The sequence below is a fragment of the Bosea sp. (in: a-proteobacteria) genome (assembly GCF_023953965.1).
In the GTDB taxonomy this organism is placed as follows: Bacteria; Pseudomonadota; Alphaproteobacteria; order Rhizobiales; family Beijerinckiaceae; genus Allobosea.
This window is the reverse complement of sequence record NZ_JAMLIX010000001.1, coordinates 989,823-1,012,511: the sequence shown is the minus strand read 5'-3', so window position 1 is coordinate 1,012,511 and position 22,689 is coordinate 989,823. Positions and strand designations below refer to the sequence as shown.

The window sequence follows — 22,689 nt, the reverse complement described above, 5'->3', positions numbered from 1 at the left end:
CGCCATGGCCAGGACACGGGAAGCCGATAACCGCCCCTTCGCCTTCCGGCATTTTTCGGCTGAGATCCTGCGGGACGCGCTGCGGCAGATGTATCTGATCCGGCGTTTCGAGGAGGGAGCCGAGGAGAGCTATATGCGCGGCCTCGTCCACGGTACCATGCATCTGTCGATCGGGCAGGAGGCTTCCGCCGTCGGCATCTGCCTGCCGCTGACCGATCGCGACCAGATCACCTCGACCCATCGCGGCCACGGCCATTGCATCGCCAAGGGCGCCGAGGTGAAGCGCATGTTCGCCGAGTTCTTCGGCAAGACCACCGGCTATTGCAAGGGCCGCGGCGGCTCGATGCACATCGCCGACGTGTCGAAGGGCAATCTCGGCGCCAACGGCATCGTCGGCGGCGGCATCCCGATCGCGGTGGGAGCCGCGCTCTCGCTCAAGATGCAGAAGCGCGACGACGTCGTCGTCTCCTTCTTCGGCGACGGCGCCAACAACGAGGGCGCCTTCCACGAGGCGCTCAACATGGCCTCGCTCTGGAAGCTGCCGGTCGTCTTCGTCTGCGAGAACAACGGCTACGGCATGTCGACCTCGACGGCCCGCTCGACCGCGGTCGCCAACGTCGCCGATCGCGCGGCGGCCTATGCCATGCCGGGCGTCACCGTCGACGGCAACGACCTCTCGGCGGTGGCCGAGGCCTCCGTCGCGGCGGTGGCGCGGGCCCGCGCCGGCGAGGGGCCCTCGCTGATCGAGTGCAAGACCTATCGCCATCGCGGCCATTCCAGGAGCGACCGCAACCGCTACCGCACCAAGGCCGAGATCGAGGAATGGATCGAGCGCGATCCGATCGGCCGCTTCGAGGCCCAGCTCCTCGATTACGGCGTGCTGACGAAAGAAGCGATCGCGGAGCTCGGCGCCGAGGTCGAGCGCGAGATCGCCGAAGGGATCGACTTCGCCAAGGACAGCCCCGCTCCGCTCGTCAGTGAGGTCGCGCGCTACGTCTACACGGAAGTGAGCCGATGAGCCCCCGCGAACTGTCCTACGCCCAGGCCATCCAGGAAGCCATGGCGATCGCCATGGAGGCGGATGAGCGCGTCTTCCTGATGGGCGAGGACATCGGCGTCTATGGCGGCGCCTTCCAGGTGACCGGCGACCTGATCGAGCGCTTCGGCCCCGAGCGGGTGCGCGACACGCCGATCTCCGAGCTCGGCGGCGCGGGCGTCGCGGTCGGTGCCGCCGTCACCGGCATGCGGCCGATCTTCGAGTTCCAGTTCTCCGATTTCGCGACGCTCGCCATGGAGCAGATCGTCAACCAGGCGGCGAAGATGCGCTATATGCTCGGCGGCGAGGTCTCGGTCCCGCTCGTCATGCGCTTTCCCGCGGGCTCCGGCACGGGTGCCGCGGCCCAGCACAGCCAGAGCCTGGAAGCCTGGTTCGGCCATGTGCCCGGCCTCAAGGTCATCCAGCCGGCGACGCCGCACGATGCCAAGGGCATGCTGCTCGCGGCCATCGCCGATCCCGACCCCGTGATGATCTTCGAGCACAAGCTGCTCTACAAGATGAAGGGCGAGGTGCCGGAAGGCCATTACACCGTGCCGATCGGCAAGGCGGCGGTCCGGCGCGAGGGCCGTGACCTGACCATCGTCGCCACCGCGATCATGGTGCACAAGGCGCTGGAGGCAGCCGAGACGCTGGCCGCCGAGGGCATCGACGTCGAGGTCGTCGACCTGCGCACGATCCGGCCGATGGATACGCAGACGGTGATCGCCAGCGTGAAGAAGACCTCGCGCCTGCTCTGCGTCTACGAGGGCGTCAAGACCTTGGGCGTCGGTGCGGAGGTCAGCGCCATGATCGCCGAGAGCGAGGCGTTCGACTATCTCGACGCGCCGATCCGCCGCCTCGGCGGTGCCGAGACGCCGGTGCCCTACAATCCCGAGCTCGAGAAGGCGACCGTTCCCCAGGTGCCCGATATCCTCGGCGCGGCGCGCGAGCTCGTCGGCGGGAGGGCCTGAAGCCCATGCCGACCGAAGTGATCCTGCCCAAGGTCGATATGGACATGGCGAGCGGGCGCATCGCGCGCTGGTTCGCCGATGAGGGCGCGACCGTCGCCAAGGGCGATGTCCTCTTCGAGATCGAGACCGACAAGGCGGCGATGGAGATCGATGCGCCGGCGAGCGGCGTCCTCGTCCGCGCGCCCGGCACGGAGGATGCCGATATCCCGGTCGGCGAGGTCGTCGCCTGGATCTATGGCGAGGGCGAGACCCCGCGATTCGATGCAAGCCCTGCCGCCCCGGCGCCGGTTGCCGCGACGATCGAGCCGCCCGCGCCATCGCAACCGGCTGGTACCGAGGTCCCGGCCGGCGCGCCGGCGCCCGGCCGGACCGTCGCGGCCACGCCGCTGGCGCGGCGGCTGGCGCGCGCGCGTGGCATCGACCTCACGCGCGTGACCGGAACCGGCCCGCGCGGGCGGGTGCAGGCGCGCGATGTCGAGGCGGCGCAAGGCGCGCCCTCTGTCGCGACTGCGGCCGCGCCCGCCGGGGCGACCTGGCTGCGGCGGGAGGGCGAGGGGCCGCCCTTGGTGCTGATCCACGGCTTTGGCGCGGAGACGGCGAGCTGGCGGCCGTTCCTGCAGGCTTTCCGCCGCGCCATGCCGATCGTCTCGATCGATCTGCCGGGCCATGGCGCGGCGGTGGAGGTTGCGGCCTCGCGGTTCGACGACCTCGTCGCCCATGCCGAGGCGCAGTTGCAGGCGCTCGGCATCGGCGTCGCCCATCTCGCCGGCCATTCGCTCGGCGGCGCGGTGGCGGCGGCGGTCGCGGCGGGGGTTGCGGTCGAGGCGCGCTCGCTCTTCCTCATCGCCCCGGCCGGCCTCGGCCCGGAGATCAATGCCGGCTTCACCGAGGGTTTCGCCGCGGCGACGGACGAGGCTGGCTTACGCATCTGGATGCGCGAGCTCGTCCAGGATCCCGAGAGCCTGTCCGACGCCTTCGTCAGGGCGGCGGCGCGGGCACGCGCCGATGGCCGCCAGGCGCGGGCGCAATCGGGTCTCGCGCGCGCCCTGTTCGCCGGGGGCACGCAACGCTTCTCGGTTCGCGGCGCGCTCGGCCGGCAGACGATCCCCGTCAAGGTCGTCGCGGGAACCGCCGACCGGATCATCCCGGCCCGCCATGCCCAGGGCCTGCCGGGGCAGATCGCGCTGCACCTGTTCGAGGGCCTCGGCCACATGCCGCAGCTGGAGAGCCGCGCGGCCGTCGCGGCGCTGCTCGACCAGCTCGTCTAGGATCTGGCGACGCTTGCCCTGCCGCTGTCATTCCGGGTTCGCGCCTAAAGGCACGCCCCGGAATGACAGTGGTGGTGCAGACCGGGAGTGCTCGGAACCTGCCGCCTAACCCTCGCGCACCGCGACGATGAACAGGCGCGGGAAGCGCAGCAGCACCTTGCCGTCGCTCTCGACCGGATAATGCGGTGCGATCTGCTCGCGGTAGCGCGCGAGGAACTGGGTCCGCTCCTCGGCCGTGAGCGGGTCGAGATAGGGCTTCAGCCCCGTGGTCGCGAACCATTCGGCGATGGCGTCGAGGCCGGCGAGCGCATGGACGTAGGTCGTCTGCCAGATGTCGACCCGGCAGCCGGCCTCGCCGAGCCAGCGCCGGTAATCCCCGAAGGAGCCGATCGTCGCCCGCTCGCCTGCGGCGGCAGCCAGCTTCACCGCCCAGGGACCGGCCGCTGCGACCGCGCGCATCGCGGCGTGGGAGGGCTCGTCGAGGTTGTTCGGCATCTGCACGGCAAGGCAGCCGCCGGGCCTGAGCGAGCGCGCCAGCCGCGGGAAATGGGCGGCATGATCCGGCAGCCATTGCAGCACGGCATTGGCGAAGATCAGGTCATGGCCCGCCGCATCGGTCCAGGTCGCGACATCGCCGAGGATGAAGCCGAGGCCGGGCAGGCGCGCCTTCGCCTTCTCCAGCATGTCCGGCGAGGAATCGAGCCCGTCGATGACGGCGTCGGGAAAGCGTGCCGCGATGAGCTCGGTGCTGTTGCCGGGCCCGCAGCCGAGATCGATGCAGCGCTGCGGCCGGCTGAGCGGCACGCGGGCGAGGAGGTCGATCGACGGCCGTGTCCGCTCGTCCTCGAAGCGCAGATATCGCGCGGCGTCCCAGTCCGGTTTCGCGCTCATGCGGCGGGTTTGCGCGCCAGGAGGGCGAAGCGGGTCGAGGAGCCGAGCCTGATCGCGTCGTGCAGGGGCGCGGCCCGCTGCTGCTCGCGCACGACCTGGCCGTAATCGGCCGGGGCGATGTCGGTGAAGCCGGCCGCGGTCAGCATCGCCTCGAGGCGCTGGCGGCTCAAGCCGTCCTTGAAATAGAAGCGCTTCGTGATCGAGGCGTGCGTGTCGGCATCGATCTGGTGGGCGGGCGCGCCGCGCCTGTCGCGCAGCCAGGTGCCGAAGCGGTTGACCAGCGCCTGCCAGCGCGTGCGGTTGACCCAGTCGCCATCGATCACCAGAAGCCGGCCGCCGGGCCGCAGCACCCGGAACCATTCCGCGAAGGCGGCCTCCGGGTCGGTCAGCGTCCAGACCAGATGGCGGGTGATCGCCGCGTCATAGCTCGCCTCGTCGTCGAGCAGGCGCTCGGCATCGCCGAGCCGGAAGCGGGCGGCCTTGCCGTGCTTGGCGCGGGCGCGCTCCAGCATCGCTTCCGAGAAGTCGAGCGCGGTGACGCGGTGCTTCAGCGTAAGCAGCGCGCGGGTGATCTCGCCGGTGCCGCAGGCGAGGTCGAGCACGTCGAGCGGCTCGGAGCCGAAGGAGGTGCCGATCAGGCGCTGGAAGGCCTTGAGCTCCCGGTCGGACTTGATCGCATGGCCGTAGGAGAGATCGAAGCTCTCGGCCCGCGCCGACCAATAGGCGCGGATCTCCTCCTTCAGGGTGAAGTTGTCGTGCGAGGCGGATGTTGGCATCAGTGAACCTGGATATAGGGCTCGACCAGAAGCGTGCCCCGGGCCGAACGCTCCAGATGCACGCCGACGGCATATGTCTCGGAGACGGCCTGATGCGCAAGTACCTCGGCCGGGGGGCCGGCCTGCGCGATGCGCCCGTCATTCATCAGCAGGACGCGATCGGCGAAGCGCGCCGCGAGCGAGAGATCGTGGATCGCGACCATGGTGACGATGTCGCGCCGGCGCGTCGCCTCGCGGATCGTCGCCATGACGTCGAGCTGGCGGCGCACGTCGAGCGCGCTGGTCGGCTCGTCGAGCAGGAGCACGTCGGGCTCGCGCACCAGCGCCTGGCCGATCGCGGCGAGCTGGCGCTGGCCGCCCGAGAGCGTGGCGATGTCGCGCGAGGCGAAGGGGGCAAGGCCCAGTTCCGCGATCACCGCCTCGACGGCGCGGGTGTCCTCCGGCGAGGCGGCGAGCGCATAGCCGCGATGCAGGCTCTTGCGGGCGATGAGGATGATGTCGAAGACCGAGAGCGCGACGCGCGCCCCGGTGTCCTGCGCGAGGTAGAACACCTTGCGCGAGCGCTCGCGCTGCGGCAGGCCGGACAGATCGTGGCCGTCGAGCGAGACCGTGCCGGCAGCCGGCCGCAACAGCCCGGCGGCGCAGCGGAACAGGGTCGACTTGCCCGAGCCGTTGGGCCCGACCAGCGCCGTGAGCTCGCCGCGCGGCAGCGCCTGCGTGTCGAGGCCCTGCAGGACCGGCGTCGCGCCATAGCGGAAGGTGAGGTCGCGGATCATCAGCGCCATGGCTTCAGACTCCCCGCCCGCGGATCGACATGACCAGGCTGATGAAGAAGGGCACGCCGATCAGCGCAGTGATGATGCCGATCGGATAGATCACGCCGGGCGTGATCACCTTCGAGACGCTGGAGGCGAGCGAGAGCAGGACCGCGCTCGCGGTGGTCGCGACCGGCAGGAAGAAGCGCTGGTCCTCGCCGACCAGGAGCCGCGCGATATGCGGGCCGACGAGGCCGATGAAGCCGATGCCGCCGACGAAGGAGACCGAGACGGCGGCGAGCAGCGAGGTCGCGACCAGGATCTCCAGCCGCAGGCGATCGACGCGGACGCCGAGGCTTTCGGCCCGCTCGTCGCCGAGTCTCAGCGCCGTCAGCGCCCAGCCGCGCATCAGGAAGAACGGCAAGGCGAGCGCGATCAGCAGCCCGGCGACATAGACCTTCTCCCAGCTCGCCCGCGCGAGGCTGCCCATCGTCCAGAACACGATCTGGGTGAGCTGCACCTCGTTGGAGCGGTATTGCAGCAGCGCGGTCACGGCGTTGCAGGTGAACAGCAGCGCGATGCCGACCAGGATCATCGTCTCGGGGCTGACGCCGCGCAGCTTGGTCATGAAGAACAGGGTCAGCGAGGCGGCGAGCGCGAAGATGAAGGCGTTGGCGGTGACGATATAGGGCCCCGCGCCCGGCACGACGCTCCAGCCGAGCACGATCGCGACCGAGGCGCCGACCGTCGCCGCCGCCGAGACGCCGAGCGTGAAGGGATCGGCCAGCGGATTGGCGAGGATGGTCTGCATGCCCGCCCCGGAGAGGCCCAGCATCGCGCCGACCGTGAGCGCCATCAGCGCGATCGGCAGGCGCAGCTCCCAGACGATGACGGCAAGCCGCGGCTCGGCCGCCTGCCGGTCGATCAGCGTGTGCAGCACCGTGCCGAGCGGCAGGTTGCCGGGGCCGATCGAGACGTCGAGCGCGAGCGCCAGCATGAGCGCGACGCAGCCGAGCACGACGAGCCTGAGCCGGCGTCGGTTGCGCCGGCGATAGTCGCCGGTGGCGCTCGCCGGCGCGGGCAGGGTTGCGGCCATCATCGGCGTAGGGCCTCGAGCCTACTGGAGCTTCGCCCAGAAAATCCCGGAATAGGGGATCGGCAGGAACTTCTCGTGGAACTCCTTGAACACCGCCTCCGGGTCGATGTCCTTGAAGCGGTCCGGGTAGAATTCCTTCGCCATGGCGAGTTCGGCGATGAAGTAATAGGGCAGGTCGTAGAACTGATGGTAGAAGGCCATCACCTTCTTGCCCTGCACCGCCTTGAGCTCACGGAAGCCCGGCCGCTGCATCAGCGCCGTCAGCTGCTTCTGCACCTGCTCCGGCGTCGCGTCGTAGCCCAGCGCGACCGCGGTGCTGCCCGGGTTGCTGCCGTACCAGTTGGCGCCGGTGAGGAAATAGATCTCCGGGTTGTCGGCGAGCACCTTTTCCTGGGCGGCCTGCGCCTGGAAGGCGGAGAAGTACTGGCTGCCCCAGTTGCGCCCGCCGGCCTCCTCGATATAGCGGCCGAAATTGAACGGGCCGAAGGTGGCGCAGCAGGGCAGCAGGCCCGCGGCGCGCTCGACGAAGACCATCGGCTTCTGCTTGTCGGGGATCGCACCGACGCGGGCATAGATGCCGCGCGTCTGGCGGATGTAGTAGTCGGCGAAGGCGTTCGCCTCCTTCTCGCGGGCGAGGATGCGGCCGAGCAGCTGCACGCTCGGCAGCACGTTCTGAGTCGGGTCCTGGCGGAAATCGACGAAGACCGTGGCGATGCCGGCCTTCTCGAGCTTGCCGAGCAGGCCGGTCTCCTGCGCCTTGAAGTAGTTGGACAGGTCGAGGATGTAGACCTCGGTTCCGAGCGAGGCGATCTTCTCCATGCTGACATCGGCGGCATAGGGGTTGCCCATGATCGCGACGTCCTTGGCATGCGGGAATTTCGCGAGATATTTCGCCCAGGCGCCGGGATCGTTGTCGATCAGGTCGTTGCCCCAGCCGACGACGCGCTTGAACGTGTCCTCGCGGTCGAGCATCGCCAGCGTATAGAGCTGGCGCCCCTCGCTCAGCACGATCTTCTGAGGGTTGCGCGTGACGTTGACGACACGGCCGGCGAGATCGGTGACCTCGATCGTTTCGGCATGGGCCGCGCCGGCGACGAGGAGCGATGCGCCGATGACGACGGCGCGGGACAGGCGGGCAAACCACGAGGGAGTGGGCATGAGGAGGCATCCTTCCGGGAGGGACGCCTTCGCGCTATCACAGCTTATCGCGGCGCGGCAAAGTAATTCTTCTTGTTTTGAATTGGTCTAAATTAGATCTATTCTAGGGTTCGGCCAGAATTCAAAGACAACAACTGATGGTGACGGCAGGCCGGCATCGGAAAAGCCCGGCGCATCGCACCGGGCTTCCCGTTCACGGCGGCCGATCGCCGGCCGCTCACTGCCATTGCTGGCGCTCGTACCAGGCGTCGACATCGCTGCGCGCCTTGTCCTTGGCGAGGCCGTAGCGCTCCTGGATCTTGCCTTCGAGCTGGTCGCGCCTGCCGGCGATGACGTCGAGATCGTCGTCGGTCAGCTTGCCCCACTGCTCCTTGACCTTGCCCTTGAACTGCTTCCAGTTGCCTTCGACGCGGTTCCAGTCCATCGGGACCTCCTCATTCGCATGGGTGTCCCGGGAACAACGCGCCGGCGGCGCGATTGTTCATCGTGGCCGCCTGATGCGGACGAGGAAGCGCGGCTCAATCGTCCATCTTGAGGGCGGCGATGAAGGCTTCCTGCGGGATCTCGACCCTGCCGAACTGCCGCATCTTCTTCTTGCCTTCCTTCTGCTTCTCCAGAAGCTTTCGCTTGCGCGTGGCATCGCCGCCATAGCATTTGGCGGTGACGTCCTTGCGCAGCGCCCGGATGGTCTCGCGGGCGATGATCTTGCCGCCGATCGCCGCCTGCACCGGGATCTGGAACATATGCGGCGGGATCAGCTCCTTGAGCTTCTCGCACATGGCGCGCCCGCGCGCCTCGGCGCGCGTGCGGTGGACCAGCATCGAGAGCGCGTCGACCGGCTCGGCATTGACCAGGATCGACATGCGCACCAGGTCGCCCTCGCGATAATCGGTGATCTGGTAGTCGAAGGAGGCATAGCCCTTCGAGATCGACTTCAGCCGGTCGTAGAAGTCGAACACCACCTCGTTGAGCGGCAGGTCGTAGACCACCTTGGCGCGCGAGCCGACATAGCCGAGGTCGATCTGGAGGCCGCGCCGGTCCTGGCAGAGCTTCAGCACGGAGCCGAGATAATCGTCGGGCGTGAAGATCGTCGCGCGGATCCAGGGCTCCTCGATCGCCTCGATCTTCATCACGTCGGGCATGTCGGCCGGGTTGTGCAGCTCGAGCGTGTTCCCGTCGCGCAGGCGCAGCCGATAGACGACCGAGGGAGCCGTCGAGATCAGGTTGAGGTTGAACTCGCGCTCCAGCCGCTCCTGGATGATCTCCAGATGCAGAAGCCCGAGGAAGCCGCAGCGGAAGCCGAAGCCGAGCGCGGCCGAGGTCTCCATCTCGTAGGAGAACGAGGCGTCGTTCAGGCGCAGCTTCGCCATGGCGCCGCGCAGATCCTCGAAATCGGCGGCGTCGACCGGGAAGATGCCGCAGAACACCACCGGCTGCACCGGCTTGAAGCCCGGCAGCGGCTCGGCGACCGGCTTCTTCTCGTCGGTGATGGTGTCGCCGACGGCGGTGTCCGCCACCTCCTTGATCGAGGCGGTGAAGAAGCCGACCTCGCCGGGGCCGAGTTCCTTGACCTCCTGCATCTTGGGCTTGAACACGCCGACGCGGTCGACGCCATAGGAGGCGTTGGCGCGCATCATGCGGATGGTCATGCCCTTCTTCAGCACGCCGTCGATGATGCGCACCAGCACGACGACGCCGAGATAGGTGTCGTACCAGCTATCGACCAGCATCGCCTTGAGGGGAGCGTCGGGGTCGCCTTTCGGGGCGGGCAGCTTCTCGACGATCGCCTCGAGCACGCCTTCGATGTTGAGGCCGGTCTTGGCCGAGATCGGCACGGCGTCGGAGGCATCGAGCCCGATCACGTCCTCGATCTGCTGCTTGATGCGCTCGGGCTCGGCAGCGGGCAGGTCGATCTTGTTGAGGACGGTGACGATCTCGTGATTGGCGTCGAGCGCCTGGTAGACATTGGCGAGCGTCTGCGCCTCGACGCCCTGCGAGGCGTCGACCACGAGCAGCGAGCCCTCGCACGCGGCAAGAGAGCGCGAGACCTCATAGGCGAAGTCGACATGGCCGGGCGTGTCCATCAGGTTCAGGATGTAGTCCTTGCCATCCTTGGCGCGGTAGTCCAGCCGCACCGTCTGCGCCTTGATGGTGATGCCGCGTTCCTTCTCGATGTCCATCGAGTCGAGGATCTGGTCGCTCATGTCGCGCGCGGCGACGGTGCCGGTCTGCTGGATCAGCCGGTCGGCCAGCGTCGACTTGCCGTGGTCGATATGGGCGACGATCGAGAAATTGCGGATATTGTCGATGGTGCGGGTGCTCATGCGCGCGCCATAGCAGTGAAGCCGCCCGCCGCCAAGCGGGCGCCATCGTCATTGCTTCGCCACGCTCGCAATGACGGAAGAAGGCGTGCTTCGGCCTTCCGTCTCAGCCTTCGTTGGCCTCGCCGCGCACATAGGGCTCGACCGGCCCCTTGAGCGTGATCGTCATCGGCCGTCCGAAGCGGTCCTTGGCGGTGCCGGCGGCGACCTTCACCCAGCCCTCGGAGACGCAATATTCCTCGACATTGGTCTTCTCGACACCCTTGAAGCGGATGCCGATGTCGCGCGCCAGCACCTCGGCATCGTAATAGGGGCTTTCCGGGTTGACGGAGAGACGGTCGGGAAGCGCTTCGGACATGGGCGGAACCTGGATTGGCGGAAACGATGGCTTTCCGCGCTCGATAGCCGCTTCCGCCGGCAAAGCCAACTCAGCGCTGCACCCGGCCGCCCGCCTGCTCGATCAGCCGCGCGACGGCGCCCTGCCCGCGCGCGCGGGCATGGGCCAGAGGTGTTGCGCCGTCGCGGTCGGCGAGGTTCGGATCGGCGCCGGCGTCGAGCACGAGCTTCGCCACCTGCTGATGGCGCGGGCCGCCATCGCCGAGGATCACGATCTCCAGGAGGCAGGTCCAGCCGAGATCGTTGACGTGGTTCACGTCGATGCCGCTGGTCAACAGCAGCTTCACCGTCTCGACATGGGCGCGCTCGCAGGCCGGGATCAGCGCGCTGCCGCCATAGCGGTTGCGCAAGGAGAGATCGGGCTTGAGCGGCAGCATCGCCGCGACGATCTCGGCCCGGCCGGCGGCGCCGGCGAGGAGCCAGGGCGTGTCGCGGTTGGCGGCCTGGGCATTGAGGTTCGCGCCGGCGGCGAGCAGGGCTTTCGCCGCCCCGACATGGTTGCCGGCGACGGCGACGAGCAGGGCCGTCCGGCCTTGCGCATCGCGCGCTTCGAGATCGGCGCCCTGCGCGATCAGGGCCTTCACCGCCTCGGTGCGCCCGGCCTCGGTGGCCGCGATCAGATCGGATGCGGCCTGCGCGGGGGGAAACGTCATCAGGCAGGCTCCGAGGATGATCGTCCGCAGGCGGTGTTTCATCGGCTCGTATCCAGCAGGCGGCCGACGACCTTCGCCGTATAGTCGACCATCGGCACGATGCGGGCATAGTTCAGCCGCGTCGGGCCGATGATGCCGACCACGCCGACGATGCGCTGCTCGGCGTCGCGGAAGGGCGCGGCCACCATCGAGGAACCGGACATCGAGAACAGCTTGTTCTCCGAGCCGATGAAGATGCGCACGCCGTCGCCCTGCTCGGCGCGGGTCAGGAGGTCGATCACGTCGGTCTGGGTCTCGAGATCGCCGAACAGCATGCGGATGCGTTCCAGGTCCTCCTGCGCCCTGAGATCGTCGAGCAGGTTGGCCTGGCCGCGCACGATCAGATGGCGGTCGCTGCCGGGCCCGGCCTGGGTCGCGATGCCGCTTTCGACGAGGCGGGCCGTCAGCGCGTCGAGCTCGCGCTCCATCTGGGCCCGCTGCCCGGCAATCTCGCCGCGGAGCTCGGCGAGTGTCTTGCCGAGGACGCGGGCGTTGAGGAAATTCGCGGCCTCGCTCAGCGCCGAGGCCGGCAGCCCGGCCGGCAGCGCCAGCAGCCGGTTCTCGACCGCGCCGTCCTCCGAGACCAGCACGACCAGCGCGCGCAGCGGATCGAGCCGCACGAATTCGATGTGCTTCAGCCGGACATCGGCCTTGGTGGTGACGACGACGCCGGCGCCGCGCGACAGGCCCGACAGCAGCGCGGAGGCTTCCGCCAGCGTCTGGTCGAGATTGCGGTTGCCGGCCGCGACCTTGATCTGGGCCTCGATGCGCGCGCGCTCCTCGGCGGTGAGGTCGCCGACCTCCATCATCGCATCGACGAAGAAGCGCAGGCCCCGCTCCGTCGGCAGCCGCCCGGCCGAGGTGTGCGGCGCGTAGATCAGCCCCGCGAGCTCCAGATCGGTCATGACGTTGCGCACCGTCGCCGGCGAGAGCGCCATCGGCAGAAGCCGGGCGATGTTGCGCGAGCCGACCGGCTCGCCGGTGGCCAGATAGCCGTCGACGATCTGGCGGAAGATGTCGCGCGAGCGCTGGTCGGTCTCGACCAGGTTGCTCAGGGTCTCGGGGCGGGGGGTGGGGGCGCTCATGGACCTGTTCAGGCGAACCGTCGTTCCTTGTCCTATTGTCGTCATGCGGAGGCCGCGGATCAAGGGGCGGCGCGGCCGGCGCCTTGCCGTGTCGGCTGCGAGCGCCTACAAGCCGCCACTTCCCGAACGACAGGACAGTTCCATGCGACCCTCCAAACGCGCCGCCGACGAGATGCGCAAGGTCACGCTCGAACGCGGCGTGGTGCGCTATGCCGAAGGCTCCTGCATGGTGACGTTCGGCGAGACCAAGGTGCTCTGCGCCGCGACCGTCGAGGAAAAGGGGCCGCCCTGGCTGCGCGGCACCGGCAAGGGCTGGGTCACGGCCGAATATTCCATGCTGCCGCGCGCGACCCATGAGCGGACGCGCCGCGAGGTCACTTCCGGCAAGCCGTCGGGCCGCACGCAGGAGATCCAGCGCCTGGTCGGCCGCTCGCTTCGCGCCGTCGTCGATCTCACCGCGATCGGCGAGCGCCAGATCGTCGTCGACTGCGACGTGCTCCAGGCCGATGGCGGAACCCGCACCGCCTCGATCACCGGCGCCTGGGTCGCGCTGCACGACGCGCTGAAATGGATGGAAGGGCGCAATTTGCTCAAGGGCACGAACCCGCTGAAGGACCATGTCGCGGCCGTCTCCTGCGGCATCGTCGCAGGGCAGCCGGTGATCGATCTCGATTATGTCGAGGATTCCGGCGCCCAGACCGACGCGAACTTCGTCATCACCGGCACGGGCGGCCTCGTCGAGGTGCAGGGCACGGCCGAGGGCGCACCGTTCTCGGAAGAGGAATTGCTTGCGCTGCTCAAGCTCGCCAAGGGCGGGGTTTCCAGGCTCGTCGCGCTGCAGAAGGCGGCGGTGGCCTGACGATGAGCCCGCACCGCCTCCTCACCGGCAAGGTCGTGATCGCGACCCACAATCCGGGCAAGCTGCGCGAAATGCGCGAGCTGCTCGCGCCCTATGGCATCGCGCTGGTCTCGGCCGGGGAACTCGGCCTGCCCGAGCCGGTCGAGGACGGCATGATGTTTTCCGAGAACGCGGCGATCAAGGCGGTCGCCGCCGCGAGCGCCAGCGGCCTGCCGGCGCTTTCCGACGATTCCGGCATCTGCATCGATGCGCTCGACGGGGCGCCGGGCCTGTTCTCGGCCAACTGGGCGGGGCAGGCTAAGGACTTCGCCCCGGCGATCGGCCGCGTCCAGATGGAGCTCGCCAAGCGCGGCGCCGTCACGCCCGACAAGCGCAGGGCGCATTTCGTCTCGGCGCTGGTGATCGCCTGGCCGGACGGGCACCAGGAGCTGTTCGAGGGCCGCGTCTTCGGCACCGTGACCGATCAGGCGCGCGGCACGAGCGGCTTCGGCTACGACCCCGTCTTCCTGCCCGACGGCCACGCCAGGACTTTCGGCGAGATGACGGCCGGGGAAAAGCACGGCATCCCGGCCGACGGCTCGCCCGGCCTTTCGCACCGGGCGCGCGCCTTCCATCGCCTCGCCGCCGCCTGCCTGCGGAAGCCGGCGTGAGCGCCGTTGCCGCGCATCCGACTGCGGATGCGGGTTTCGCCGTCTATGTGCATTGGCCGTTCTGCCTGGCCAAATGCCCCTATTGCGACTTCAACAGCCATGTGCGGCTGCAACCGCCCGACCAGCAGCGCTATATCGCCGCCTTCCGCCGCGAGATCGCCCACCGCGCCGCGCTGGCGCCGGGGCGCACCGTCTCCTCGATCTTCTTCGGCGGCGGCACGCCCTCGCTGATGGAGGGGGCGACCGTCGGCGCGATCCTCGACGCCATCGGTGCGCATTGGGCCGTCGATCCGCAGTGCGAGGTGACGCTGGAGGCCAATCCGACCAGCGTCGAGGCCGGGCGCTTCCGCGATTTCCGGGCGGCCGGCGTCAACCGCGTCTCGCTCGGCGTGCAGGCGCTGAACGACGCCGACCTCAAGGCGCTCGGCCGCATGCATACCGCCGGGGAGGCGCTGGCGGCGGTGGCGATCGCGCGAAAATATTTCGAGCGCTATTCCTTCGACCTGATCTATGCCCGCTCGCCGGCGCAGACGCCGGCGCTCTGGCGCGCCGAGCTCGAGCAGGCGATCGGGCATGCGGCCGAGCATCTCTCGCTCTACCAGCTCACCATCGAGCCCGGCACCGCCTTCGACCGGCTGTTCCGCGCCGGCAAGCTCGCCATCCCCGACCCCGAAGCGGGCGCCGCGCTCTACGAGACGACGCAGGAGGTCACCGCGAAACACGGCCTGCCGGTCTACGAGATCTCGAACCACGCGCGGCCCGGCGCCGAATGCCGGCACAACCTGGTCTACTGGCATTATGGCGAATATGCCGGCATCGGCCCCGGCGCCCATGGCAGGCTGGTGACGGCGGAAGGCCGGATGGCGCACTCGACCGAGAAGCGGCCGGAAATCTGGCTGGAACGGGTGGAGGCCGAGGGCCATGCGCTGGTCGAGGACGAGCGCCTGAGCGCGGAAGCGCAGGGCGACGAATACCTACTGATGGGCTTGCGCCTCGTCGAGGGCATCGACCCGGCCGTGTTCGCCGCCCTGGCGGGGAGAAAGCTCGATGGGAAGCGCGTCGCCAGCCTGATCGAGGAGAAGCTGCTGATGCGCCGCGCCGGCGGCCGGCTCGCGGCGACTCCGGACGGGGCGCTGCTGCTCGACGCGCTGGTGGCGGATCTGGCGGCCTGAAGGTCGCCGTATCAGCCTCGTCCCAGCCTCGCGCCGGTCTTCGGATCGAAGACATGGATCTTGTCGGGGTCGACCGTGATCCACAGCCGCCCCTCCTGCGCCGCGACATCGCCCGTCGCCGCCTGCATCACGAAGGGCTGGCCGGAAAGCTTGCCGTGGAAGAGCTGCGTTGCGCCCAGTTCCTCGATGAACTCGACGTCGAAGGGCAGCGAGCCCGCCTGCCCCTCCGAGGCGACCTCGACATCCTCGGGGCGCAGGCCCACCTCGACCGGCGCCTGCGCCGCCAGATCCTCGCTGAGGTCGCGGACCTCGATGATCGCATCGCCCAGCGCGACGATGCCGTGACCATCGACCGTGCCGGGCAGGATGTTCATCGGCGGCGAGCCGATGAAGGTCGCGACGAATTTGCTCGCCGGCTTGCGATAGACCTCGGCGGGGATGCCGATCTGCTCGACCTGGCCGGCATTCATCACCACGAGCTTGTCGGAGAGCGTCATCGCCTCGACCTGGTCGTGGGTGACGTAGATCGCGGTGACGCCGAGCGCGCGCTGCAGCTTCTTGATCTCGACGCGCATCTGGACGCGCAGCTTGGCGTCGAGGTTGGAGAGCGGCTCGTCGAACAGGAAGACCTGCGGCTTGCGCACGATGGCGCGGCCCATGGCGACGCGCTGGCGCTGGCCGCCGGAGAGCTGGCGCGGCCGGCGGTCCAGGAAGGGCTCGATCGCCAGGATGCGGGCGGCCTCGCGCACGCGCTTGTCGATCTCGTCCTTCGGCGTGCCGCGGTTGCGCAGGCCATAGGCCATGTTGTCGTAGATGTTCATATGCGGATAGAGCGCATAGTTCTGGAACACCATCGCGATATCGCGGTCGGCCGGCTCGATCTCGTTGACGACGCGCCCGCCGATCGCGACCTCGCCGGAGGTGATCGTCTCGAGCCCGGCGACCATGCGCAGCAGCGTGGACTTGCCGCAGCCGGAGGGGCCGACGAGGACGCAGAAGCCGCCGTCGGGAATGTCGAAGGTGACGCTCTTCACGGCCTCGACCGCGCCGGCATAGACCTTCTTGACGTTGGTGAGGGTGACCTGGGCCATTCGCGAATTACTTCTCGGTTTCGACCAGGCCCTTCACGAAGAGCCTCTGCATGGCGATGACGACGAAGACGGGCGGCAGCATCGCCAGCATGGCGGTGGCCATGGCGAGCTGCCATTCCGTCAGCGCGTCGGCGGTGACGATCATCTTCTTGATGGCGATGACGATGGTCTGCATCGAGTCCTTCGTCGTCACCAAGAGCGGCCAGAGATACTGGTTCCAGCCATAGATTAACTGGATGACGAACAGCGCCGCGATCGTCGTCATCGAAAGCGGGATCAGCGTGTCCTTGAAGAACTTGAACGGGCCGGCGCCGTCGATCTTGGACGCTTCCAGCAACTCGTCGGGGATCGTCATGAAAAACTGCCGGAACAAGAGCGTGCCCGTCGCCGAGGCGATCAGCGGCACGGCCAGCCCCTGATAGGTGTCGAGCATGTTGAGGTCGGAGACGATCTTGAAGGTCGGGAAGATGCGCACCTCGACGGGAAGCATCAGCGTGACGAAGATGATCCAGAACGCCGTCATCCGGAAGGGGAAGCGGTAATAGACCACCGCATAGGCCGAAAGCACCGAGATGAAGATCTTTCCGAGCGCGATCGCCATCGCCATGATGAAGGAGTTCAGCATCATGTGGATCACCGGCTCGCGCGTCGTGCTCGAGGTGCCGACGAACAGGATGCGGTTGTAGTTCTCCAGGAAATACGGGCCGGGATAGAGCGGCATCTGGCCGTTGATCACGGTCGCGGCGTCCCAGGTCGAGGCGACGAAGGTCAGCCAGACCGGGAAGGCGACGATCAGGACGCCGATCGTCAGGATGAGATAGGCGATCGCGTCGCCCAGGCGCCGGTCCTCGACCATCAGTAGCTCACCTTGCGCTCGATGAAGCGGAACTGGATCGCGGTGAGCCCGATCACCATGATCAGCAGCAGCACCGACTGCGCCGCCGAGCCGCCGAGATCGGAGCCGCCCTTGCCGTCGGAGAAGACCTTGTAGACCAGGGTCTCGGTCGCGCCCGAGGGGCCGCCGCCGGTCACCGCGTCGATGATGCCGAAGGTGTCGAAGAAGACGTAGACGATGTTGACGACGAGCAGGAAGAAGGTCGTCGGCGAGAGCAGCGGGAAGACGATCGTCCAGAACCGGCGCATCGGCCGGGCGCCGTCGATCACCGCCGCCTCGATCACGCTTTTCGGGATCGATTGCAGCCCGGCGAGGAAGAACAGGAAATTGTAGCTGATCTGCTTCCAGGTCGCGGCCATGATGATCAGCAGCATCGCGTCGTTGCCGTTCAGCCGCGGGTTCCAGGCGATGCCGAGCCATTCGAGGCCGCGCGCCAGGATGCCGAGCGAGGGGTCGAACATGAACAGCCAGAGCACGCCGGCGATGGCCGGCGCCACCGCATAGGGCCAGATCAGCAGCGTCTTGTAGATCTCCGCTCCCCTGAGCTGCCGGTCGGCCATCACCGCAAAGAGCAGCGCGATCGACAAGGACAGCGCGCAGACGAAGGTGGAGAAGACGGCCGTGTTGATGGCGGCCCTGAGATAGCCCGGATCGGCGAGCAGCGTCTGGTAGTTCTCGAACCAGACGAACTGCGTCGAGATGCCGAAGGCGTCCTCCAGCAGGAAGCTCTGCCAGACCGCCTGGCTCGCCGGCCAGTAGAAGAACACGATGGTGATCGCCAGCTGCGGCAAGAGCAGCAGGAAGGGGATCGTCAGCCCCTTGAAATAGGCGTTCTTCTGCATCGGGAACTCTGTACGGCGCGGTCATCCCGGGCGACCGGAGGGCGACCCGGGGTCCATGCCGGAGCGGTTCGGGCATGGATCCCGGGTCTTCGCTTCGCTACGCCCGGGATGACGTAGCGCGGTAGGCGGATCGTTTCACTTCGCCGCGGTGCGCTCGAACTGGCGCAGCATCTGGTTGCCGCGCTCGACGGCTGCGTCCAGCGCCGCCTGCGGCGACTTCTGGCCGTTCAGCGCCGCCTCCAGCTCCTCCGACCAGATGTCGCGGATCTGGACGAGGCTGCCATAGCGCAGGCCCTTGGAGTTGTCGGTCGGGGCCTTGTTGGTGAGCTCGAGGATCGGGGTCTCGAGATAGGGCTTGTCCTTGTAGAAGCCCGAGGCCTTGACCTTCTCATAGGCCGCCTTGGTGATCGGCAGATAGCCGGATTCGGTGTGCAGCTTCACCTGCCGGTCGACATCGGAGAGGAAGCTGAAGAACTTGGCGACGCCCTTGTATTCCTCGGCCTTCTTGCCGCCCATCACCCACAGCGAGGCGCCGCCGATGATCGAGTTCTGCGGGGCGCCCTCCACATCCGGGTAATACGGCATCGGGGCGTTGCCCCAGTCGAACTTGGCGTTCGCCTTGACGTTGCCGAAGAAGCCCGAGGAGGTCAGGAAGATCGGGCATTCGCCCGAGGTGAAGCGGCCCTCGCCATTGTTGGTGCGGCCGGAATAGTCGTAGGTCTTGTCCTTCTGCAGCGCGACCAGATTGGTCCAGTGCTTGAGGAAGGCCGGGCTCTTGTTGAAGGTCATGACCGCGTCGAAGCCGGCCATGCCGTTGACCTGGGTCGAGAGCGGGATGTTGTGCCAGGCACCGAACTGCTCGATGTTCGCCCAGGTCGCCCAGGCGTTCGAGACGCCGCATTTGTCGAAGCCGGCGGCCTTCAGCTTCTTGGCGGCCTCGAAGGTCTCGGGCCAGGTCTTCGGCGGGTTCTCCGGGTCGAGGCCCGCCTTCCGGAAGGCGTCCTTGTTGAACCACATCACCATCGAGGAGGAGTTGAACGGCATCGAGAGCATCTCGCCCTTTGCCGTCGAGTAATAGCCGGTGATGGCGGGCAGATAGCTGTTCGGATCGAACTTCTCGCCGGCTTCGTTCATCACCTCGTGGACCGGCTTGATCGCGCCCTTGGCCGACATCATCGTGCCGGTGCCGACCTCGAAGACCTGCAGGATGTGCGGCGCCTGGCCGGCGCGGAAGGCGGCGATGCCGGCGTTCAGCGTATCGGGATAGGAGCCCTTGTAGACGGGCACGACCTTGTAGTCCTTCTGCGAGGCGTTGAAGTCCTCGGCGAGCTTGACGACGACGTCGTTGTTGGCACCGGTCAGCGCGTGCCACCACTGGATCTCGGTCTGCGCGAGGGCAGGCGTGGCGCCCGCCAGCGCGAAGGCCGCGACCGACAACAGGATGCGCGTTCTTGTGATCATGGCTCGAATCTCCCTATTCGCGGACGCCGCCGCGGTTCTTGTCGTTGGTGCGCAAGCTAGCACGAAGCGCAGACGACAATTCAATGACAAATCAATGAAGCCTGCCGCAATGCGCCTATGGTCGGGGTTCGCCGGCTTGCGCGGGCGCGCATTCCGGGTTGATCTGTGCTGCCCTTGTCCGAAACCGCCCGTGGATGCCGCGCCATGCCGAACCTCGCCCTTTCCGTGACCGCGACCCTGCCCGTGGACGCCGATGCCGCCGCGCTCGCCGGGCGCGTCTGGCGGCCCGATCTCGGCGGCCCGGCGGTGGTGACGCCGCGGGGCGGCGAGCTCGTCGACGTGACGGCGCGATTTCCCACGGCCCGCGATCTCTGCGAGGCCGCCGACCCGGCCGCCGCGCTGCGCCAGGCGCCGGGCGAGGCGATCGGCACGCTTGCCGATATCCTCGCCAACACCCCCGTCGACGGGCGCGATTCCGAGCGGCCCTGGCTGATCTCGCCGCTCGACCTCCAGGCGGTGAAGGCGGCGGGCGTCACCTTCGCCGTCTCGATGCTGGAGCGCGTCATCGAGGAGAAGGCGCGCGGCAACCCGGCGGCGGCTGCAACGATCCGAAGCGAGATCGGAAATCTCATCGGCGACGACCTTTCGAAGCTGAAGCCGGGCTCCGCCGAGGCGATGCATCTCAAGCAGGTGCTGATCGGGCAGGGCGCCTGGAGCCAGTATCTCGAGGTCGGCATCGGGCCGGATGCCGAGATCTTCACCAAGGCGCCACCGATGTCGACGGTCGGCACCGGGGCCGATGCCGGGCTGCACCCGGCCTCGCACTGGAACAATCCCGAGCCGGAGATCGTGCTGATCGTCGCCTCGACCGGCGCGATCGTCGGCGCCACGCTCGGCAACGACGTCAACCTGCGCGATGTCGAGGGCCGCTCGGCGCTGCTGCTCGGCAAGGCCAAGGACAACAACGCCGCCGCGGCAGTCGGTCCCTTCATCCGCTTCTTCGACGCCGGCTTCACCCTCGACCATATCCGCCGGACGACCGTGGCCTTGACCGTGGAGGGCGAGGACGGCTTCCGGCTGGAAGGCGCTTCCTCGATCGCCAGGATCAGCCGCGATCCGGCCGATCTCGCCCGGCAGATGATCGGCCCGCACCACCAGTATCCGGACGGGGCGGCGCTCTATCTCGGCACCATGTTCGCGCCGACCGAGGACCGCGATGCGCCCGGCGGCGGCTTCACCCACAAATACGGCGACATCGTCACCATCGCCGCGCCCGAGCTCGGCAGCCTCGTCAACCGGATGCGGCGCACCGACGAATGCGCGCCCTGGACCTACGGCGCCTCGCACCTGATGCGCCATCTGGCGAAGCGCGGCGTGCTGTGAGGGGCAGGCGCGCGGCCGTCATTCCGGGTTCGCGCCTGAAGGCGCGCCCCGGAATGACGGAGGTAGCTCCCGAAGCTGCAAACCATGCTGCTTTCGCCGAATGGAGCGACACTCCCCGATTTCGTCAGGCTGCTGGTAAGATTTTTCTGCCACACCGCAGGCTGGACCAGGAGGGTTCGGCGTGGCGATGAGCGAGACCGGGAGGCGGGGCTCCCAGCTGGGCGGCAAGGGAATCGTGGCGCGGCTGGCTGGCCGGCCTTTCGCCTGGATCGCGGCTTTCGCGGCGATGGCGGCCGTGGCGCTGACCCTGCCGCTGCGCCTGCCGCTCGGCCCCAACGCCTGGGACACGGTGGTCTATCTCGACGCCATCCAGCGCATCGGCCTGGGCCAGGTCCCGACCGTCGATTTCTTCGTGCCGATCGGCCCGCTCGGCTTCTATCTCGCCGCCGGCCTGGATGCGCTCTTCCCCGACGCGCAGCCGATGCTGCTGATCAACTGGGCGCTTCTGCCGGTCATGCTGCCGGTGCTCGCGCTGCTCGCCGGCGAGGTCTCCCGGCGCTCCCGGCCGCAGGCGCTGGCGCTCACGCTGCCCTTCCTCATGTTCGCGGCGCTGCCGGTCAATCTGCACGGGCTCTATCCGCATCCGGGCTTCGACGGCTACGGCTTCTACAACCGCCATGTCGCGCTGCTGCTCTACCTCCTGATCGCGACCCTGCTGTTCGTGCCGCGCCGGGCCTTGCGCATCGCGCTGGTGGCGGTGCTGATGCTCACGCTGTTCCTGACCAAGGTCACGGGCGCGGTTTCCGGCACGCTGCTCGTCGGCTATGCCGCGCTCGCCGGCCGGATGCGCTTCCGCGACGCGTTCGCCGCCGCCGCGATCGTGCTCCTCGCGCTCGGCCTGCTCGAGGTCGCCACAGGGCTGAGCTCAGCCTATCTCTCCGACATCCTGACGCTGCTCAGCCTCAACACCGGCACGCTGCTGCCGCGCTTCCTGACCGTGGCCTCGGTCAAGTTCAACGTGATCGGCCCCTCGCTCCTGCTCATCGTCGTGCTCGCCGTGGCGGCCTGGCGCGACGGGCTGCCGGCGACGCTTTCCGGCTGGCGGGCGCTAGCCGATCAGCCGGTCGGCTGGTTCGTCCTGGGTCTCGCCGCGCTCGCCCTGTTCGAGACGCAGAACACCGGCTCGCTCGAATTCATCGGCCTGTGGCCGATCCTGCTGCCGCTGCTGACGGGTTGGTGGCGGCGCCGCGAGGACCGGATGCGGCCGCTCGTCCTGGTGCTGGCGCTCGCGGTCGCGCTGCCGAGCGCGGTGATCTGCGTCGAGCGCGGCATGCGCGCGCTGATGGGCGCGCCGACCTATGTCGGCCTCGACCTGCCCGATCTCGGCCCGCTCGGCCGGGTCGAGATGAAGCCGGACATCGCAGCGCGCGCCGCGGCGATGCTCGACCACTACGCCACGCATCAGGAGGCCTATAGCGACCTCGTCCGGCGCGATATCCTGCCCTCCTACATCCTTTATTCGGAGATCGACTTCCAGGCGACCTGGCTGCTCGAGATCCAGCAGGCCGTCACCGCGATCCGCAACTGGGAAGCGGCCAACAAGCGCGAGCTCAACGGCTTCTTCACCTTCGATTTCGTCGATCCGCTGAACTATCTCATGGAGCGCACGCCGCCGCGCGTCGTGCCGGTCGGCGTCGATCCCGGCCGCAGCACGCCCGTGCTCGAGCCCGGCACGCTGGAGGCGCTGCGCCGGACGGATGCGATCCTGATGCCGAAATGCCCGGTGACGACGCAGCGCGAGGCGATCCGTGAGCATTTCGCCGCCGCGCTGAACGGGCGCGAGCCGGTCGCGCTCGCGCCCTGCTGGGACATGTATCTCAGGAAGTAGCCG

Annotated in this window: 22 protein-coding genes; 8 read left to right on the top strand and 14 right to left on the bottom strand. The window is 68.3% G+C overall.

The genetic code is table 11. The annotated features are described in order from the left end of the window. The first annotated feature begins 4 nt into the window (after positions 1–4). From M9917_RS04765 to M9917_RS04755, 3 genes are read left to right on the top strand one after another with little or no spacing between them, the layout of a single operon-like run. On the top strand, positions 5–1,018 hold the full coding sequence (locus M9917_RS04765; RefSeq protein ID WP_297251339.1) for a thiamine pyrophosphate-dependent dehydrogenase E1 component subunit alpha: 1,014 nt from the start codon (positions 5–7) through the stop codon (positions 1,016–1,018). After that, on the top strand, positions 1,015–2,007 hold the full coding sequence (locus M9917_RS04760; protein WP_297251337.1) for an alpha-ketoacid dehydrogenase subunit beta: 993 nt from the start codon (positions 1,015–1,017) through the stop codon (positions 2,005–2,007). The genes M9917_RS04765 and M9917_RS04760 overlap by 4 nt, the downstream gene beginning before the upstream one ends. A 5-nt stretch (positions 2,008–2,012) precedes the next feature. After that, positions 2,013–3,275 carry an acetoin dehydrogenase dihydrolipoyllysine-residue acetyltransferase subunit gene (locus tag M9917_RS04755; RefSeq protein WP_297251335.1) on the top strand — a complete coding sequence of 421 codons (1,263 nt, stop codon included), beginning with the start codon at positions 2,013–2,015 and terminating at the stop codon, positions 3,273–3,275. A 105-nt stretch (positions 3,276–3,380) separates the two neighbouring features. On the opposite strand, the gene tam is transcribed toward M9917_RS04755, so the two are convergent. From tam to hrcA, 10 genes are all read right to left on the bottom strand, one after another. Further along, positions 3,381–4,166, bottom strand: a complete 786-nt coding sequence (gene tam, locus M9917_RS04750; protein ID WP_297251333.1) for a trans-aconitate 2-methyltransferase — start codon at positions 4,164–4,166, stop codon at positions 3,381–3,383. Continuing rightward, positions 4,163–4,942 carry a class I SAM-dependent methyltransferase gene (locus M9917_RS04745; protein ID WP_297251331.1) on the bottom strand — a complete coding sequence of 260 codons (780 nt, stop codon included), beginning with the start codon at positions 4,940–4,942 and terminating at the stop codon, positions 4,163–4,165. Before M9917_RS04745 ends, tam begins: the two co-directional genes overlap by 4 nt. Next, positions 4,942–5,727 (bottom strand): ABC transporter ATP-binding protein, encoded by a 786-nt coding sequence (locus M9917_RS04740; RefSeq protein WP_297251329.1) that lies wholly within the window; start codon positions 5,725–5,727, stop codon positions 4,942–4,944. The genes M9917_RS04745 and M9917_RS04740 overlap by 1 nt, the downstream gene beginning before the upstream one ends. 4 nt (positions 5,728–5,731) lie before the next feature. Beyond that, positions 5,732–6,796, bottom strand: coding sequence for a FecCD family ABC transporter permease (locus M9917_RS04735; protein WP_297251327.1), 1,065 nt, complete (start codon positions 6,794–6,796; stop codon positions 5,732–5,734). Positions 6,797–6,814: 18 nt separating this feature from the next. Further along, positions 6,815–7,951, bottom strand: a complete 1,137-nt coding sequence (locus M9917_RS04730) for an ABC transporter substrate-binding protein (protein WP_297251324.1) — start codon at positions 7,949–7,951, stop codon at positions 6,815–6,817. Between the two features lie 217 nt (positions 7,952–8,168). Beyond that, a complete protein-coding gene (locus M9917_RS04725; RefSeq protein WP_297251322.1) occupies positions 8,169–8,375 on the bottom strand; it encodes a CsbD family protein in 207 nt (68 codons plus the stop codon). Between the two features lie 94 nt (positions 8,376–8,469). Beyond that, positions 8,470–10,275, bottom strand: coding sequence for a translation elongation factor 4 (gene lepA, locus M9917_RS04720; protein WP_297251320.1), 1,806 nt, complete (start codon positions 10,273–10,275; stop codon positions 8,470–8,472). 103 nt (positions 10,276–10,378) lie between these two features. Beyond that, complete coding sequence (locus M9917_RS04715) at positions 10,379–10,630, bottom strand: DUF3297 family protein (RefSeq protein WP_297251318.1); 252 nt, start codon at positions 10,628–10,630, stop codon at positions 10,379–10,381. A 70-nt stretch (positions 10,631–10,700) separates the two neighbouring features. Then, entirely contained in the window at positions 10,701–11,363 is a 663-nt protein-coding gene (locus M9917_RS04710) for an ankyrin repeat domain-containing protein (protein WP_297251316.1), read from the bottom strand. Next, the gene (gene hrcA, locus M9917_RS04705; RefSeq protein WP_297251314.1) at positions 11,360–12,445 is read right to left on the bottom strand and encodes a heat-inducible transcriptional repressor HrcA; all 1,086 of its coding nucleotides are present in this window, start codon (positions 12,443–12,445) and stop codon (positions 11,360–11,362) included. Before hrcA ends, M9917_RS04710 begins: the two co-directional genes overlap by 4 nt. Positions 12,446–12,587: 142 nt before the next feature. Between hrcA and rph the strand changes: the two genes are divergently transcribed. From rph to hemW, 3 genes are read left to right on the top strand one after another with little or no spacing between them, the layout of a single operon-like run. Then, positions 12,588–13,304 carry a ribonuclease PH gene (rph, locus tag M9917_RS04700; protein ID WP_297251312.1) on the top strand — a complete coding sequence of 239 codons (717 nt, stop codon included), beginning with the start codon at positions 12,588–12,590 and terminating at the stop codon, positions 13,302–13,304. Positions 13,305–13,306: 2 nt separating this feature from the next. Continuing rightward, positions 13,307–13,954: a non-canonical purine NTP pyrophosphatase gene (locus tag M9917_RS04695; protein WP_297251310.1), complete on the top strand. Its 648-nt coding sequence runs from the start codon at positions 13,307–13,309 to the stop codon at positions 13,952–13,954. Next, the gene (gene hemW / locus M9917_RS04690) at positions 13,951–15,126 is read left to right on the top strand and encodes a radical SAM family heme chaperone HemW (RefSeq protein WP_297251308.1); all 1,176 of its coding nucleotides are present in this window, start codon (positions 13,951–13,953) and stop codon (positions 15,124–15,126) included. The genes M9917_RS04695 and hemW overlap by 4 nt, the downstream gene beginning before the upstream one ends. Positions 15,127–15,137: 11 nt before the next feature. On the opposite strand, the gene M9917_RS04685 is transcribed toward hemW, so the two are convergent. From M9917_RS04685 to ugpB, 4 genes are all read right to left on the bottom strand, one after another. Beyond that, positions 15,138–16,217: a sn-glycerol-3-phosphate import ATP-binding protein UgpC gene (locus tag M9917_RS04685; RefSeq protein WP_297251306.1), complete on the bottom strand. Its 1,080-nt coding sequence runs from the start codon at positions 16,215–16,217 to the stop codon at positions 15,138–15,140. A gap of 7 nt (positions 16,218–16,224) precedes the next feature. After that, a complete protein-coding gene (gene ugpE / locus M9917_RS04680) occupies positions 16,225–17,073 on the bottom strand; it encodes a sn-glycerol-3-phosphate ABC transporter permease UgpE (protein WP_297251304.1) in 849 nt (282 codons plus the stop codon). Continuing rightward, the gene (ugpA, locus tag M9917_RS04675) at positions 17,073–17,954 is read right to left on the bottom strand and encodes a sn-glycerol-3-phosphate ABC transporter permease UgpA (RefSeq protein ID WP_297251302.1); all 882 of its coding nucleotides are present in this window, start codon (positions 17,952–17,954) and stop codon (positions 17,073–17,075) included. The genes ugpE and ugpA overlap by 1 nt, the downstream gene beginning before the upstream one ends. Positions 17,955–18,089: 135 nt before the next feature. Beyond that, positions 18,090–19,415, bottom strand: coding sequence for a sn-glycerol-3-phosphate ABC transporter substrate-binding protein UgpB (gene ugpB, locus M9917_RS04670; RefSeq protein ID WP_297251300.1), 1,326 nt, complete (start codon positions 19,413–19,415; stop codon positions 18,090–18,092). A 204-nt stretch (positions 19,416–19,619) separates the two neighbouring features. On the opposite strand from ugpB, the gene M9917_RS04665 reads away from it, so the two are divergent. Beyond that, the gene (locus tag M9917_RS04665; RefSeq protein ID WP_297251298.1) at positions 19,620–20,798 is read left to right on the top strand and encodes a fumarylacetoacetate hydrolase family protein; all 1,179 of its coding nucleotides are present in this window, start codon (positions 19,620–19,622) and stop codon (positions 20,796–20,798) included. Between the two features lie 181 nt (positions 20,799–20,979). Beyond that, on the top strand, positions 20,980–22,686 hold the full coding sequence (locus tag M9917_RS04660) for a hypothetical protein (protein ID WP_297251296.1): 1,707 nt from the start codon (positions 20,980–20,982) through the stop codon (positions 22,684–22,686). Positions 22,687–22,689: the final 3 nt, after the last annotated feature.